This is a genomic window from Streptomyces sp. BK239, assembly GCF_004217285.1.
GTDB lineage: Bacteria > Actinomycetota > Actinomycetes > Streptomycetales > Streptomycetaceae > Streptomyces.
On the sequence record NZ_SHKS01000006.1, the window covers coordinates 295,373 to 310,406 of the forward strand.

15 protein-coding genes are annotated in these 15,034 nt (G+C 72.3%); 12 read left to right on the forward strand and 3 right to left on the reverse strand.

The genetic code is table 11. The annotated features are described in order from the left end of the window. Positions 1-167 precede the first annotated feature (167 nt). The 3 genes from EV567_RS20585 (at position 168) to EV567_RS20595 (ending at position 2,523) form a co-directional block, all read left to right on the forward strand. On the forward strand, positions 168-923 hold the full coding sequence (locus EV567_RS20585) for a GPP34 family phosphoprotein (RefSeq protein WP_130442204.1): 756 nt from the start codon (positions 168-170) through the stop codon (positions 921-923). Positions 924-1,221: 298 nt separating this feature from the next. Beyond that, positions 1,222-2,079: a helix-turn-helix transcriptional regulator gene (locus EV567_RS20590; RefSeq protein WP_130442206.1), complete on the forward strand. Its 858-nt coding sequence runs from the start codon at positions 1,222-1,224 to the stop codon at positions 2,077-2,079. Positions 2,080-2,331: 252 nt separating this feature from the next. Further along, positions 2,332-2,523: a DUF397 domain-containing protein gene (locus EV567_RS20595; protein WP_130442208.1), complete on the forward strand. Its 192-nt coding sequence runs from the start codon at positions 2,332-2,334 to the stop codon at positions 2,521-2,523. Positions 2,524-2,667: 144 nt separating this feature from the next. Here EV567_RS20595 and EV567_RS20600 read toward each other — a convergent pair whose 3' ends face one another. Beyond that, positions 2,668-3,171, reverse strand: coding sequence for a glutathione peroxidase (locus EV567_RS20600; RefSeq protein WP_130442210.1), 504 nt, complete (start codon positions 3,169-3,171; stop codon positions 2,668-2,670). Between the two features lie 592 nt (positions 3,172-3,763). After that, positions 3,764-4,765 carry a helix-turn-helix transcriptional regulator gene (locus tag EV567_RS20610; protein ID WP_130442214.1) on the reverse strand — a complete coding sequence of 334 codons (1,002 nt, stop codon included), beginning with the start codon at positions 4,763-4,765 and terminating at the stop codon, positions 3,764-3,766. Positions 4,766-4,935: 170 nt separating this feature from the next. On the opposite strand from EV567_RS20610, the gene EV567_RS20615 reads away from it, so the two are divergent. From EV567_RS20615 to EV567_RS20625, 3 genes are all read left to right on the forward strand, one after another. Beyond that, positions 4,936-6,168, forward strand: a complete 1,233-nt coding sequence (locus EV567_RS20615; RefSeq protein WP_242620926.1) for an MFS transporter — start codon at positions 4,936-4,938, stop codon at positions 6,166-6,168. Beyond that, the gene (locus EV567_RS20620) at positions 6,165-6,896 is read left to right on the forward strand and encodes a rhomboid family intramembrane serine protease (protein ID WP_130442216.1); all 732 of its coding nucleotides are present in this window, start codon (positions 6,165-6,167) and stop codon (positions 6,894-6,896) included. Before EV567_RS20615 ends, EV567_RS20620 begins: the two co-directional genes overlap by 4 nt. A 111-nt stretch (positions 6,897-7,007) precedes the next feature. Then, the gene (locus tag EV567_RS20625; protein ID WP_242620927.1) at positions 7,008-8,165 is read left to right on the forward strand and encodes a M20/M25/M40 family metallo-hydrolase; all 1,158 of its coding nucleotides are present in this window, start codon (positions 7,008-7,010) and stop codon (positions 8,163-8,165) included. A 136-nt stretch (positions 8,166-8,301) separates the two neighbouring features. Here EV567_RS20625 and EV567_RS20630 read toward each other — a convergent pair whose 3' ends face one another. Beyond that, positions 8,302-8,976 (reverse strand): nucleotidyl transferase AbiEii/AbiGii toxin family protein, encoded by a 675-nt coding sequence (locus tag EV567_RS20630; RefSeq protein WP_130442218.1) that lies wholly within the window; start codon positions 8,974-8,976, stop codon positions 8,302-8,304. 124 nt (positions 8,977-9,100) lie between these two features. Here EV567_RS20630 and EV567_RS20635 point away from each other — a divergent pair, with 124 nt between their 5' ends. The 6 genes from EV567_RS20635 to EV567_RS28275 all read left to right on the forward strand — a co-directional run bounded on the left by EV567_RS20635 (position 9,101) and on the right by EV567_RS28275 (position 15,017). After that, positions 9,101-9,766: an RNA polymerase sigma factor gene (locus EV567_RS20635; RefSeq protein WP_130442220.1), complete on the forward strand. Its 666-nt coding sequence runs from the start codon at positions 9,101-9,103 to the stop codon at positions 9,764-9,766. Further along, positions 9,763-10,368 carry a hypothetical protein gene (locus EV567_RS20640; RefSeq protein WP_130442222.1) on the forward strand — a complete coding sequence of 202 codons (606 nt, stop codon included), beginning with the start codon at positions 9,763-9,765 and terminating at the stop codon, positions 10,366-10,368. The genes EV567_RS20635 and EV567_RS20640 overlap by 4 nt, the downstream gene beginning before the upstream one ends. 141 nt (positions 10,369-10,509) lie before the next feature. Further along, complete coding sequence (locus EV567_RS20645; RefSeq protein ID WP_242620942.1) at positions 10,510-11,715, forward strand: acyltransferase; 1,206 nt, start codon at positions 10,510-10,512, stop codon at positions 11,713-11,715. A 294-nt stretch (positions 11,716-12,009) separates the two neighbouring features. Further along, complete coding sequence (locus EV567_RS20650; protein ID WP_130442226.1) at positions 12,010-13,305, forward strand: phosphatase PAP2 family protein; 1,296 nt, start codon at positions 12,010-12,012, stop codon at positions 13,303-13,305. A gap of 94 nt (positions 13,306-13,399) precedes the next feature. Beyond that, positions 13,400-14,131, forward strand: coding sequence for a ferritin-like domain-containing protein (locus EV567_RS20655; RefSeq protein WP_130442228.1), 732 nt, complete (start codon positions 13,400-13,402; stop codon positions 14,129-14,131). A gap of 97 nt (positions 14,132-14,228) precedes the next feature. After that, positions 14,229-15,017 (forward strand): hypothetical protein, encoded by a 789-nt coding sequence (locus tag EV567_RS28275; RefSeq protein WP_242620928.1) that lies wholly within the window; start codon positions 14,229-14,231, stop codon positions 15,015-15,017. The last annotated feature ends 17 nt before the right edge of the window (positions 15,018-15,034 follow it).

A 15,034-nucleotide genomic window follows, 5' to 3' on the forward strand; every position in this document is an offset into this window, starting at 1 on the left:
CCGTACGCGCTGTCCGAACCATCTACCAGTGTCCTGGGTAGTGACCTTGGCTCCTGCGGTAGACGAGAACGACATACCTACTGGTTCCACTACGAACCGGTCACGCACCCTCGACAGATGAATGTGAGAGGGGTCACCCTGTCATTCATCCACGCGGGGAGGCATGGATGGGCAGGAGCCGCAGAACACTTCCGGAGGAGCTTCTGCTGCTGGCATTGGACCCGACCACGGGTACCACTGCGCAGCCGCAGTCGCTCGACCTTGGTCTGGCCGGAGCGCAGCTAGTGGAGCTGGCGCTGGCCGGACGGATAGCCCCAGACGGGGATCGTATCGCCGTGGTGTCCCCACGGCCGACTGGAGATCCGACTCTGGACTGCGCGTTGGAGTTGCTGCGAAGGCGCGGCGCTCCCGTACGGGCCGTCCACTGGATCGGCGGACCCCGGCTGGGGCTCCGTCAGACCTACCTCTCGCATCTGGAGCGGTGCGGCATGGTGCATGCCGTGGCGGGCCAGATGTGCGGAGTGCTGCCGACGACTCGCTACCAGGCGACCGACACGGCGATCAGCCGGGAGATCAGGGCCCGGCTGGACTCCGCGATCCGCACCGGCGTGCCGCCGGACCCGCGGACCGCGGCGCTCGCCGCGCTGGCGCACGCGGTCGGGCTCGGCAAGCACCTGTACCCGGGCAACGAGGGACGCTCGTCCCGTTCCCGGCTGCGGGACCTGATCAGGCACGACCCCATGGGCGGCCTCGTGGCGCACGCCGTGATGGACGTTCAGAACGGCGCGGCGGCCCAGCCGCGCCGGAGCCCGGCCCAGGCCGGCCGTCAGGCCGGACCGGGAGTGAGGACGGCCCCGGAGCCCGCCCGTGGCGTTCCGGCGCAGCCTCATCGAAGCGCCATGGCACGTGTCGTGGCCCACTGAGCACCGTTGAGGGACGGCTGACGGGGATCCCCTTCACCCCCGTGAGACCCGTAGTACCTGTTGCGATGTGTACGACCCGTAAGACCCGTTCGGGAGCCGCCGCGGCCCGCGCGGGGCGGTGACGCCGTACGTCCCTCAGGGACGCCTTCGGTGTCGCCGTCCCGCGCGGACGCATGTCCGGGGCAGGCGATCGCATATCCACAGTTTTCCAGCGGTGGAAAGCACCTTGGTGGCAGTCTGCTCAACAGCAGATACGCAAAGTGTCAGATACAGGCATGCAGCCGGAGGTGCACGTCCCGTGGCGTCGAATGTCAATCCCACCGTCCGGCGGCGCCGGCTGGGCCAGGAGTTGCGCAAACTCCGCGAGGACAAGGGCATGACGGCGGAACAGGTCGCCGACCGCCTGCTCGTGTCGCAGTCGAAGATCAGCCGTCTGGAGAACGGCCGGCGCAGCATCAGCCAGCGTGACGTCCGCGATCTGTGCGGGGTGTACGAGGTCGAGGACCAGCGGATGGTCGACTCGCTGATGGAGATGGCCAAGGACTCCCGTCAGCAGGGCTGGTGGCACGCCTTCGGGGATGTCCCCTACAGCGTCTACATCGGCCTGGAGACCGACGCGGCGAGCCTGCGCGTGTACGACCCGCAGGTGGTGCCCGGCCTGCTGCAGACCCGTCAGTACGCCGAGACGCTGATCGCCGGCGCGCTGCCGGAGACCGCGCCGGCCGAGATCGACAAGCGGGTGCAGGTGCGGATGCGCCGTCAGGAACGCATCAGCGCCGAGGAGAACCCGCTGCGGCTGTGGACGGTGATGGACGAGGCGGCGCTGCGTCGAGTCGTGGGCGGCAGGTCCCTGATGCGGGATCAGCTGGAGTATCTCGTCGAGCAGTCCCAACTGCCGCACGTCACCGTGCAGGTGATCCCCTTCGACATGGGCGCGCACCCGGGCCTGAACGGCCAGTACGCGATCCTGGAGTTCCCCGACGCGTCCGACTCCAGCGTCGTCTACATCGAGGGCGTCACCAGCGATCTGTACCTGGAGAAGCCGAACGACGTCCAGAAGTACAGCGTGATGTACGAGCATCTGCGGGCGCAGGCGCTGAACGTCGAGCAGTCCCGGCAGTTCATCTCGCGGATCGCCAAGGAGTACGCCCAGTAGAGCCGTCGGCGGCCGCTGAGAGGCCGTCGGGTGGGGAAGGTGCCGCAGAGTACACCCCACCCGACCGGGATGGAAGACTCATCTGGAATATGCCATCCGGTCGAGTGAATAGTCGCTTCGTACGTCGATGTCGGCGAGTAGCGTCGATCACGCCATCGGGCAACGCCGTTGGCGGAAACCGTTCCTGGGCTCGCGTTCCTGCCCGGGGCGGCGACACAGCAACTCATCACACCGGCAATCCGGAGCAAAAAAATGGCAATTCGTCAGGGTGCCACGGACACGTGGACCAAGTCCTCCTACTCCACCGGCAACGGCGCGTGCGTCGAGGTCAAGTCGCCGGTCGTCGCGGCCATGGCCGTGCGGGACTCCAAGGTCGAGAACGGGCCCGTGCTGGACTTCCCCGCCACCGCGTGGAACGTCTTCGTCGCCTCGGTCAAGGCGTAGTCTCCGGTCACGGCTCAGGGGGAGGACAGGTCCTGAACTCCTCGCCCCGCGCCGCGACCGGCCAAGCCCTCTCGACGAGCTCGCCGTCCTTGCCGAGGGGGCTCGGCTTGCGCCCTGGCGCACTCGGGGATCCCTCGGGGAGCCTCAGCCCAGGTGCTTCTCGACAGCGGCGACGACCTCGGCGGACTCCGGCTCGGTCTGCGGCGAGAAACGGGCCACGACCGTGCCGTCCCGCCCGATGAGGAACTTCTCGAAGTTCCAGCGGATGTCGCCGGAGTGGCCCTCGGCGTCGGGGAAGTCGACGAGCCGCTCGTAGAGGGGGTGCCGGCCGTCCCCGTTCACCTCGACCTTCTCGGTCAGCGGGAAGGTCACGCCGTACGTGGCGGAGCAGAACTCGGCGATCTCCTCGGCGGAGCCCGGCTCCTGCCCGAGGAACTGGTTGCACGGCACCCCGAGCACGGTGAAGCCCTGCCCGGCGTACCGCTCCTGGAGCCGCTCCAGCCCCGTGTACTGCGGGGTCAGGCCGCACTTGGACGCGACGTTCACCACCAGCACGACCTGCCCGGCATACCGCGAGAGCTCAGCGCCGCCTCCCTTGAGCGCACCGATCTCCACGTCGAGGGGCGAACCAACAGCATCAGTAGTCATGCCCGCGATGCTAAACGCTCCGCTGCCTCAGCCCGCCCCTCACCTGGGCGCGGTGCCTGGAAAGCACCGTGCACGCGTCTGCGCCGAGCCTCGATGCGTTGTCGGTTCGGTGCTGCGCCGTCGTGGCGGGTCGCGCAGTTCCCCGCGCCCCTACGCGGCGCTGCCGCACCCGGTGTCCAGCCGTGCGGCTTGGGCCGGGTGGGGTGGCCGCGATGCGTCGGGGGTTCGGTGCTGCGCCGTCGTGGCTGCTCGCGCAGTTCCCCGCGCCCCTACGCGGCGCTGCCGCACCCGGTGTCCGCCCAGCGTCCCGCCCTGGCCGCGCAAGCCGCGCGCCCGCTCAGCCGGGGTCCGCACGTCCGCCCAACCCCGCGGGCTCGCCCGTCCGCCCAGCCGCGCGGCCCGCCCGTCCGTCCAACCGCGGGCAGTCGTGCCGCTGGGGCGGCACGGGTGGGCGCGGCGGCACCCCGGCAGCGCCGGGCTGCGCGGCCCACCCCCAGTCCCGGCCGACCCGCACAACACATCCCGGGCGGCAGCCGACCCGCACAACACACCCCGGGCGGCAGCCGACCTGCACAACACCCCCGCGTAGCAACTAACCCCCCGCCTCCACCACCGCATCCCCCACCCCCGTACGGGAGTACAGCACCGACCGTCCCACCCTCCGCCGCTCCACCAGCCCCGCGTCCAGCAGCACCCGCAGGTGCCGGCCCACCGACCCCAACCCCTGCCCGGTCAGCGCGACCAGCTGCGTCGTGGTCAGCGCCCCCTCCCCGAGCAGCATCAGGACCACCGCCCGCCCAGCCCCCAGCAGCGCGCTGAGCGCAGGCGTCGCCGCTGCGCCGCCGCCGTCCCCGGCGAGAGCCCCCACGCAGGGATAGACGACGGCATACCGCCCCCACCCTCCCCGCTCCCCAGCCCCTCCCCGCCTCTCCGCCTCCTCCCACGACACCCACCCCGCGCGCGGAGTCACCGGCACGAACAGCAGCTCCGCGCCGGAGATCTCCCGAGGGGGGTACTCATGCAGGTTCACCTGCAACCGGCTCTCCCCGAGCCACCGCGTCCCCGGCCGCAACGAATCCAGCACCGAGGCCCACCCGCCCCGACTGACCTGCGCCGTCCGCACCGCGACATCCGCTTCGAGGACTCTGCGCCGCCGCTCCCAGTAGGGCAGTACGGCCGCCTCCCACACGTACTCCAGCAGCGCCGCCGCCCGCTCGGGCAGGTCGTCCCGCTCCAGGACGTCCGGCAGCGGCCCCGCGAGGGACACCCGCAGATGCGCACGGGCGTCCGCCGCCCGCGCCGACCGCACCCGCCCGAGGCCGTCCTCGAAGCTCTCCCCGTCCCTCGGGGTGGGCGTCAGGAAGTCGGCGAGCCAGTGCCGCCCGAGCCCCGCCCGCACCAGCCGCGCCGTGACCGGATCGGCGGCGAGCCGCGCCCGGTAACCGGGCAGATGCGCCCGCAGCCAGGCCGTCTCCCCGGGATGAGCGCCCACCCCGGAGTGCAGCAGCTTCAGACTCGCGAAGGTCTCGGCGAGCGGCGAGATCAGAAACCGACTCCCGGCGAGCGTGTCGGCGTTCACCTGCCACCACCCCACCCGCCCCACCCCTCACCTCTGCCACACGGCACAACGGTCCCGCTCGGAGCCAGGGCTCACGCCCCTCCCACGCCCAGGCCCAGCCAAGCCCGACTCCCCACCGCTCCCCAACGTTTCGCACCCCGGCGAAACAATAACCACCCCCTCCTGCCCCGCCCGAGACTCCCCGCATGACGCTCAGCGAGACCGGATACCGACCCCTCTTCCGGACCCCGGAGTTCACCCCCCTCCTCCTGTCCTCAGCCGCCCACACCGCCGCCCAGACGATCGCGGGACTCGCCCTGGGCACCCTCGTCCACCGCGCCACCGGCTCCCCGTTCCTCTCGGCGGTGAGCATGTTCGGGCCGTCCCTCGCCCAGGTCCTCGGCGCGACGCTCCTCCTCTCCGCGGCCGACCGCATCCCCCCGAGACGTGTCCTGGCCGGCCTCTCCCTGGCCTTCGCCGTCATCACGGCCGTACTCGCCCTGCCCGGGCTGCCGATCGGGGCCGTCTTCGTCGCCGTCCTCGCGCAGGGGCTGGTCGCGGCGCTCGGCGGCGGGGTGCGCTGGGGCCTGCTCAACGAGATCGCCCCCGAGGGCGGCTACCTCACCGCGCGGTCCGTCTTCAACATGACGCACGGGCTGCTGCAGATCACCGGGTACGCGACCGGCGGCGTCCTCGTCGCCGTCCTCTCCCCGCGGCCCGTCCTCCTCCTCGCCGTCCTCCTCCACGCGAGCGCCGCGCTCGTCGCCCGCGTCGGGCTGACCGTCCGCGCACCCCGTGCCGTGGGCCGCCCCTCGATCGCGCGGACCTGGCGCACCAACGCCCTCCTGTGGTCCTCCCGTCCACGCCGGCTGCTCTACCTCGGCCTGTGGCTGCCCAACGGCCTGATCGTCGGCTGCGAAGCCCTCTTCGTGTCGTACGACCCCGATGCCGCGGGCACGCTGTTCGCGTGCGGGGCGCTGGGCATGCTGGCCGGAGACCTCGCCGTCGGACGCCTCCTCCCGCCCGCGGTGCGCGGCCGCCTCGCCACCCCGCTCCTGCTGCTCCTGGCCGCCCCGTACGCGGTCTTCGTCCTGCGTCCGCCGCTGCCCGTGGCCGCGGTCGCCGTCGCCGTGGCCTCCGTCGGCTTCGGCGCGAGCCTCGTCCAGCAGGAACGACTGATGGCCCTCACCCCGCCCGAACTCGCCGGCCAAGCCCTCGGCCTGCACTCCGCCGGGATGCTCACCCTCCAGGGCGTGAGCGCCGCCCTCGCCGGCGCCTCGGCCCAACTCACCTCGCCGGAAACGGCGATGACGGCGTTGGCGCTCGCGTCGGTCGTGGTGACCCTGACGCTGACCCGGGCGGGATCCCGAGGAGCCGCCGCACTCCGTAGAGTGCGAGGAGAGGGGGACGGGGTCCGCCAGGGAGGGGAAGCGGGATGAGCAGGACGGAAGGGACACCGGTCAGTCCGGAACAGCTGATCGCGGAGGCGCGCAAGGCCTTCTTCACGGTGTTCGCGTTCCTGGCGGTCGTCTGGCTGGTCCAACTGGCCAACGCCGCACAGGATTACGGACTCGCCCGTGACTACGGCGTCTCGTCCGGCGACGTCGGATCGCTGCCCCACGTGCTGTCCGCGCCGTTCCTGCACTGGAGTTGGGCCCACATCGAGAGCAACTCCGGCCCGCTGTTCGTCTTCGGCTTCCTCGCCGCGTACCGCGGCGTCGCCCGCTTCCTCGGGCTCAGCCTGCTGGTCGCCCTCACCAGCGGCACGGCGGTGTGGCTCCTGGAGCAGGGCGACGCGGTGACGGTCGGCGCGAGCGGCCTGGTCTACGGGTATTTCGCCTACGTCGTCGTCCGCGGGCTCTTCGACCGGCACCTGATCGACACCCTGATCGGCCTGGTCATGGCGGCCTCCTTCGCCTACCTGCTCACCACGGCCGTCCCCGGCACCCCCGGCGTGAGCTGGCTCGGCCACCTGGGCGGTCTGGTCGGCGGTCTCGCGGGAGCCTGGCTCTTCCGAGACCGCGACCGCGGCACCCGCCCCGAGACCGCCCCGGCACTCGCGACCGCTGCCGCCCGTAGCCCGAAGGGCCGCTCCGTGTCACCGACGCCCGCCGACCACCCCCGCGCGGACCTCCACAAGGAACTGGACGACCTCGGCCTGCTCTGACCGGGCGGGTCCCTCGTGGTCCACCTCGCGGCCCCGCCGCTGGTGGCGTGTCCCGACCCGCCCTACCGTCGTGGATACGGCGACGGCGCTCCCGGCGGAAGGAGACGGGCCATGCCAGGACGGCGGGCGGAGTCGCCGGCGATGCCGGCCGGCCTGCGGGCGATGCTGGCCGACCTGGAGGAACTCGTGCGGTGCGAGTCCTTCTCCGCCGACCACGCCGCGGTGGCGCGCAGCGCCCGCACGGTCGGCGCGCTCGGCGCACGGCTGCTGGGAGCCGCGCCGGAGACCATCGTGATCGACGGGGTGACCCACCTGCGGTGGACGTTCGGCACACCGCGCCTCCTGCTGCTGGGCCACCACGACACGGTGTGGCCCCTCGGCTCGCTCCGCTCCCACCCCTGGTCGGCCGAGGACGGGATCGCCCGCGGTCCGGGCGTCCTCGACATGAAGGCTGGCCTGGTGCAGATGTTCCACGCGCTGGCCTCGCTGCCCTCGCCGTCCGGGGTGTGCGTGCTGGTCACCGGGGACGAGGAGGTCGGCTCCCCGACCTCGCGCGCGCTCGTCGAGCAGACCGCGCGGCGCTGCGCGGCCGCCTTCGTGCTGGAGGCGGCGGCCGACGCGCGGGGCGCGGTGAAGACCGCCCGCAAGGGCACCTCGCGTTACGAGATCGTGGTGCACGGCCGGGCCGCGCACGCCGGGGTGGAGCCGCACGAGGGGATCAACGCCTCCGTCGAGGTGGCCCACCAGGTCCTGGCCGTCGCCGGCATCGAGGCCGCGCTGCCCGCCGACGCCGCCCACCCCGTGCTGGGCGCGACGACCGTCACGCCGACGCTGCTGTCGTCGGGCAGCGTCCGCAACACGGTGCCCGCGCGGGCGAGTCTGTGGGTGGACGTCCGGGTGCCGACGGCGACGGCGCAGCACCGCGTCGACGCCCTCGTACGCGGCCTCGCTCCCGTGACGCCCGGCGCACGTCTGGAGATCGTGGGCGGCGCGCAACGCCCGCCGATGCCACCGCAGGCCTCCGCCGACCTGTTCGCCCTCGCCGCACGCACCGCCGCGGACCTGGGCCAGGCGCCCCTGGCGGGAAGAGCCGTAGGGGGATCCTCCGACGCCAACTACACGGCGGCGGCGGGCTGTCCCACCCTGGACGGCCTGGGCGCGGTGGGCGAGGGCCCCCACGCGGACACCGAACACGTGAAGATCCCCCACATGCTCCCCCGCACCCACCTGCTGGCCGAACTGATCACCCGGGTCGTCGACCGCCGCTGAACCGGCCCGGCGGATGTCACTTCCCGGTCGCGCCGGGCTCCCCGCCGATGGACCGTTCCACGACTGCCTTGCCGCGGCGACGCCCTCACTGTCACCGAGTAGCCCTTGAGAGTCAGGGGTACGGGCAGCGCGACCCTCACTCCTCCTCCGGAGGCGACGACTCCAGAAGGCGTTCCGCGATGTCGTCCGCCCACTCCTGCGCCCACCGGCGCAGCGCGGCCACGGCGGGACCGTCGAGGCCGTACGCGGTGAACTCGACGTCGTCGATCATCTCCGCGCCGGTCAGACGGGCCTGGAGATCGGCGAGGTCGAAGGCGTCGCGGGCGTGGCGACGGCCCAGTTCCTCCAGCTCGGGGTGGCTCCAGCGCCCCGCGGCGGCGTGGACGTCGATGAGGTCGCGCGCCAGCCCCCGGTCGGCCAGCGCCCGGACCTTCGTGCCGACCACGTCCTCCAGGGAGAGCGCGAGACCCAGATCCGTGGGCACGGGCGGCCGCCACAGCACCTCCTTGAGAACGTCGACCTGGCACTCCTCGCCGGTGACCGGTTCGACGACGACCAGCCGGGCGGAGAGGGGGTCCGTCTCCGGGGGCCGAGGGACGAGCCACCCGCGCTCCTCCAGCCCCGCCCGGAGCACGCCGGCGATGTCCTCCATCCCGGCCGGGCTCTCGGTCGCGACGGCCACATGCCGTACGGCGCGTTCCACGAGCCCGTGCGCCTGGGCGGCGTGACCACCGGTCAGCGCCAGGAGATAGGGCGCGCCCAGGTCGAGGAGGTCGGCCAGCAGACGGCGGTGCAGATCGGTCACTCTCACAGGGCCAGTCTCGGGCAACGGGCAGCCGACGGCACACGCGTCACGCCCGCCCCGTGTAACGCTTCTCCCGCCTCGGGCCAAGAACAGACGACGACGTTGCCCGACGACGAGAAGGAGGCCGCCCGTGGACGGCGCTGAACGGGGTGAGCCGGAGGCGGCGTTACGGGACCCGCGCCTCTTCGAGGACTTCTACCGACGTCATGTGGACGCCGTCCTGCGCTTCGTGGCCCGCCGGGTCGACGACCCGCACACCGCGGCGGACCTGACCGCCGAGATCTTCCTCGCCGTCCTCGACTCGGCCGCCTCGTACCGCCCGAGCCTCGGCAGCGAGACGGCCTGGCTGTACGGCGTCGCGCGCAACGTCGTGTCGTCGGAGCGCCGCCGGATCGCCCGTGAGGCCGCACGCGATCTGCGCCTGTCCGGGAGACGGCTGCTGGACGCCGACGACGTCGTCCGCCTGGAGGACAAGCTCGACGCGGAGAGCCCGGGGCGGCGCGCCCTGGCCGCGCTGGCGAGACTGCCCGAGGGGGAGCGGGCGGTCATGGAGCTGATCGCCGTGGACCAGCTGACCGTCAGCGAGGCGGCGGCCGCGCTGGGCATCCGCCAGGTCACCGCGCGGGTGCGCCTGCACCGCGCGCGCCGGGCGCTGCGCGCCGAGGCGGCCGCGACGGCCGCACCCATGACTTCGGGTGCACCCATGGCTTCGGCTGCACCCGTGACCCGGCGGCGTCCGGAGGGGGCACGGACGCCGGACGGACCCCTGATGTACGTCGCCGGGGGAGAGGCATGAGCACGGGGCCGACGTTCGAGGACCGTCTGCTGGCCGAGCTGAAGCGTGACATCGGGACCCGCGAGCAGCCGCCCCCCGCGACACCGCCGCGCCGCCTGCTCACCCCCCGGCGCCTGGCCGTCGTGGCGCTGCCCTGCGCGTTGCTCGGACTCGCCCCGCTGCTCGGGCTCGGTCCCGTGCTCGCCTCCGAACCACCGGCCCAGCCGGTCGCGTACGCGGTGCAGGGGCGCGGCGACGGCAAGGTGAGGCTCACGGTCCAGGAGCAGTTCATCAGCGTGGAGGCCCAGGAGGCCCTGGCGAGGGCGCTGCGCCCCTGGGAGATCCACGTGACGATCGACGTACTGCCACCGGGGTACGTGTGCGAGCGCAGCGCCCCCGCTCCCACGCCGGTGGCTCTGGACGAGCAGGGCGACCCCGTACCCGTAGTGCCCCTGGAGTCGAGCTGGGACTTCACCCTGGGCAGAGGCGACCTGCTCGCCTTCGAGAACACGGCGGGCGGCCACAGGGCCCGCGCGGTCGAGCACTACGGCGCCGGGACCGAGGCGGAACCCTGCGTCCCGGTGAAACTCACTCTGCCGGACGGCTCGAAGCCGAAGAAGTGACACCCGGCAACCAGAACGACTCGCCCTCCCACGTGCGGTCTCCCCCGCGAAGAAAGGCGCTTGCCCATGCCCCCCTCCCCCGTACCCGTAGACACCGGCCGATTACGCACGACGTCACCGCTCTCACCCCAAGTGACACCACTGCGGGAGAGACCCAGGATCGGCTGGCTGGACGCCCTCAGAGGCATCGCCGCCCTGGTCGTCGTCTTCGACCACTCCTCGTACGCCTTCCTGCCGCAGTTCCGGCAGGAGTTGATGCCCGAGTTCAACACCAGCCGTTACGGCATCATGGTGTTCTTCCTGGTGAGCGGCTACATCATCCCCGCGTCCCTCGAACGCGGCGGCTCCGTGAGGACGTTCTGGATCGGACGCCTGTTCCGCGTGTACCCGCTGTGGGCGGTGGCCGTCTCGGCGCTGGCGGCGCTGCACGCGCTGGACCTGGCCCGGATCCGCCCCGATCTGGCGCAGCAGCCCCTGGCCGCCGTGGCCGCCGCCCATCTGACCATGTTCCAGGAGCTGTTGGGCACACCCAACGTCCTGCTGGTCCTGTGGACGCTCTCCTACGAGATGGCCTTCTACCTCCTCACCGTCGCCCTCTTCACGGTGGGCCGGCACCACCGTTCGGCGACGGTGGCGGTCACCCTGGCCGTACTGGCCGCCGCCGTCGTCGCGGCCGGAGTCAGCCTGCCTCCCTCGGCCCTCTCCCACGTCCTGGGCACCGGCCCGCTGGTGGCGATCACCTCCGTCGCCATGGCGACCGCCGTCTGCTGCGCCTGCACCGGGCGGCCCGTACTGCGCACGGCCGGAGGTGTGCTGGGCGGACTGCTGGCCCTGCTGCTGGTGACGGCGAACGGCACGGTCCCCGTCTGGGAGGGGTTGACGATCCTCGCCGTGATGTTCCTGGGAACGGCGATCCACCGCGCCGAGCACGGTCAGGTGACGTGGCGCGCCACCGCCTGCGCGACCGCGGTGGTGCTGCTGTGCGCCGTGGCCAGTGCCCACGGCCACGGCGACGCCCGACAGTTCACGGAGCGCGGCTGGCTCACGGCGTTCCTGATGGCCGTCCTCACCTTCGCCGCCGGCTGGGCCCTCCGCCACCGGCGGACCCCCCGCTGGCTGACGGTCCTGGGGGCGATCAGCTACTCCGTCTACCTGCTCCACCCGGTGGTGCTGGCCGTGACGGACGCCACGATCGGCCGTTCCGCCCGCGACGACCTCGTCCTGGAGGCGGCCTTCGCAGCCGTTCTCCTCCCCCTCTCCTGGCTGACCCACCGCTATGTCGAGACCCCGCCCCAGAGATGGGGCCGCGCTCTCTCCCGGCGACCACGGGGGCGAGCCGGCGGGTGATCCCGGCGTCACTGTGACGACCGACCTTCCGGTCGACGAAGCACGGTGATAGACAGCCGGGGTGGAGAAGACTCAGGAGTCCCGCGCCGCCCCGAGGGTGACCGATTCAAGGACTCAAGCCCGACTTCACACCCTCTCCGATAGTATGTTCGATCTCGCGATGGTCACCCCTGTCGCCTTTCGTTCATCGACCACTCGACACCATCGGCCAGACGATTGATAACTAGACCATCGCGGGTGTTTTCGCGGACAAGCGACAGGATCTCGCCGGTCGCGCGGCGTCACGGGCGCGCGATGCTGTGGGCGACGGCGGGGGCGGTGGCTCTCGCGCTCCTCGTCGCACTGGAGGTCGCCGCACGCCGCTACGGCGAACCGGGCCCCATCACCACCCAGGTGGAAGCCCTGGTCTTCGCCCCGAAACCGGGGCCGCTGTACGGCGGTCTGGCGCTGATGCTGGTGGTGCTCACCTGGCGGCAGCGGTTCATCGCGGCCGGCGCGGCGATCGGCATCGACGCCGTCTTCGCGCTGGTGCGGTGGGCGGTCGACGCCCGGATACCCGAGGACCACTCCGTCGGAAACGGCGCGTTGTGGGTGATGCTCGGCACCGCGGTCATCGCCGTCACGCGCCGCACCGGCCCGGAACGCGTCCTGCTGCTGAAGGGCGTCGGCCTGGCCCTGCTGCTGGTGGCCGGCCGCAAGATCGGCGACACCTGGCTGTTCATCACGGCGAAGACCCGCACCGACGTGCTCGACCCCTACGTGGCGACCGCCGATCAGGCGCTGGGCAACCCGTCATGGCTGGTGGGCCGGATGGTCGAGGCCACCAGCCCGGTCAGCTCCCACCTTCTCCAGTGGGTCTACGCGCAGCTCGCGGTCGCCGCGGTCGTCGTCGCGCTGTACCAGCTGCGCCGCGTGGCGGCCGAGCGCCGCTTCCCCCGCCATCACCTGGTCCGCACGTTCCTGGTGATCGGCCTTCTCGGGCCCGCCATCTACATGATCTTCCCGGTCGTGGGGCCGGTCTTCGCCTACGGCCCGGGGGCTTCCGGCACCGGCGGCGTGCAGTGGGCGGTGGCCGATCTGTGGCCGAACACCCCGCCGCCGGTCACCGTCCCCCAGCCGGTGCCGTACGACGGGCTCACCCCCCGCAACTGCATGCCCAGCCTGCACACGGCATGGTCCGTCGCGATCTTCATCCACACCCGCAAGGCGCCCCGCCTGCTGCGGTTCGCGGGCACGTTCTGGCTGGTCGCCACGCTCACGGCGACCCTCGGCTTCGGCTACCACTACGGCGTGGACCTCGTCGCGGGCGTGGTGTTCGCGCTCACGATCGAGGCGGGCCTGCGCTCGTTCGACCGGGGCTGGGACCGGGCAGGAGTCCACCTCGTCCTCCACGGCACCGCGGTCTTCGCCGCGCTCCTGGTGTCGTATCGCTTCCTGCCGATGGAACTGGCCGCGTACCCGGCCGTGTCCGGCCCCCTCATCGTCCTGGCGATGGCCTCGGTGATCTACGGCTACCGGCGCACCACCAGAGGCTGGGAACCGTCCCTCGCCCCGGCCCGGCGCCCGGAACCGCAACCCGAGCCGGCCTGAGACGGCCGCCGCGGGAGCCGAAGGGAACGGCTCGGCCCCCGCGCGCGTCCCCCTTTCCGGGGCACGGCGTCCGTGTCCGGGAAGAGGGGACCGGGTGCGTACGAGCGGCTTCGCCGAGTGGACAAGGCGGTTCGAGGACGAACGCGACCGCAGGAGCGCCCAGGGCGACCCGGACTGGACGAGGGGCGCGACGCTGCACCCGGCGGTGTGGGCCGGCATCCAGCGCTTCCAGGTCGGTGAGGACGGCGACGGCGCCAACCTCGTCGCCAAAGCCGACCAGGCCGGCGACCCCGACTACGCGCAGGCGGTCAGACTCTTCGTCGCCGAGGAACAGAACCACGCCCGCCTGCTCGCTCTGCTCCTGGCGGCGGGCGGCCGCAAGACGCTGACGGGCCACTGGAGCGACACGGTCTTCGTACGGCTACGGCGCCTGATGGGCCTGCGCATGGAACTGCTGGTGCTGATGATCGCGGAAGTGGTGGCCCTGCGTTACTACCGTGCCCTGCGCGACGGCACGGACGACCCGCTCACCTCGGACGTGGCCGCCCGGATCCTGTCCGACGAGCAGCGCCACGTCCCGTTCCACTGCGAGCGCCTCCACGCCTCCCTGACGGAACTGCCCCGCCCGACGCGCCGCCCGGTGATGGCGGCGTGGCGACTGCTCCTGCTCGCAGCCGCCCTCGTCGTGGCAGCCGACCACGGCCCGGCCCTGCGCCGCCTCACCGTGGGCCGCCTGAGATTCGTCACCGACGTCATGAAGTCATCCACCACGGTCGTCACCGCGATCCTGACCCCACACCCGGAGGTGCGGACGAACGCGTCCTGACCCTGCCCGAAGCCAGAGGGTCATACCCAGGTCTGATCCCGAAGACCAGTTCCTGGTCCGACGCCCCTTGAGGGGAGGCAGAGGCATCGTCATCGGCATGACGAACCCGACGACGTCCATGCCCGCCTCGGCCACCACGATCGGCACCCGCCTCCACAGCGCGCTGCCCGTGGAACGGCTGGAGACCACCGGCTTTCCCGGACGCTGGGTGGGCGGCACGGCACTGGTGCTCGGTCCGCTCCTGATGCTGACCGGCGCGTTACTGAGGGCCCGCTTCCACTTCTTCTTCCCCGACCAACTCGCCGCGTACGAGCGGCACCCCACGCTGATGGCCACCGCGTACGGCCTCTTCGCCGCCGGCAACCTGCTGCTGTGGCCCGCTGTGGCGGTGATGGCCGCACGGATCGGGGCGCGGAGCGCCGGCTGGGGCTTGTGGGGCGGCGTCCTGGTGATGTCCGGGCTCTTCGCCCGCACCTTCCATGCGGGCGTGGACCATCTGGCCTTTCAACTGGTGCGTTCCCAGGGGGCCGGAGCGGCCACCGAAGCGGTCTCCGCCGGCTACGGCGCGTTCCATGTCTTCGCCACGCTGAACCTCGCCATCCTCGCCGGGTGGGTGGTCCTCGCCCTCGGCGCCTGGCGCACGCGGGTGCTCGGCCCGATCCGTGCCGCCGCACTCGGCCTCACCGCGGCGCTGCCCCTGGGGGTGCTGAAGGGCACGACGCCTCAGTCGCTGGTCGCCCTGGCCGGACTGTGCGCCGCCTTCGTGCCGCTGGGTCTGGCGCTGCTGTGGCGAGCGCCCCGGCCCGGTCGGGCGGCGGTGCTGCGCTGGATGCCGCTGACCCTGGTGACGCTCGCACTGATGGTGCTGCTGGGACAGGTCGGTTGAGTGGACGCGTACAAGTA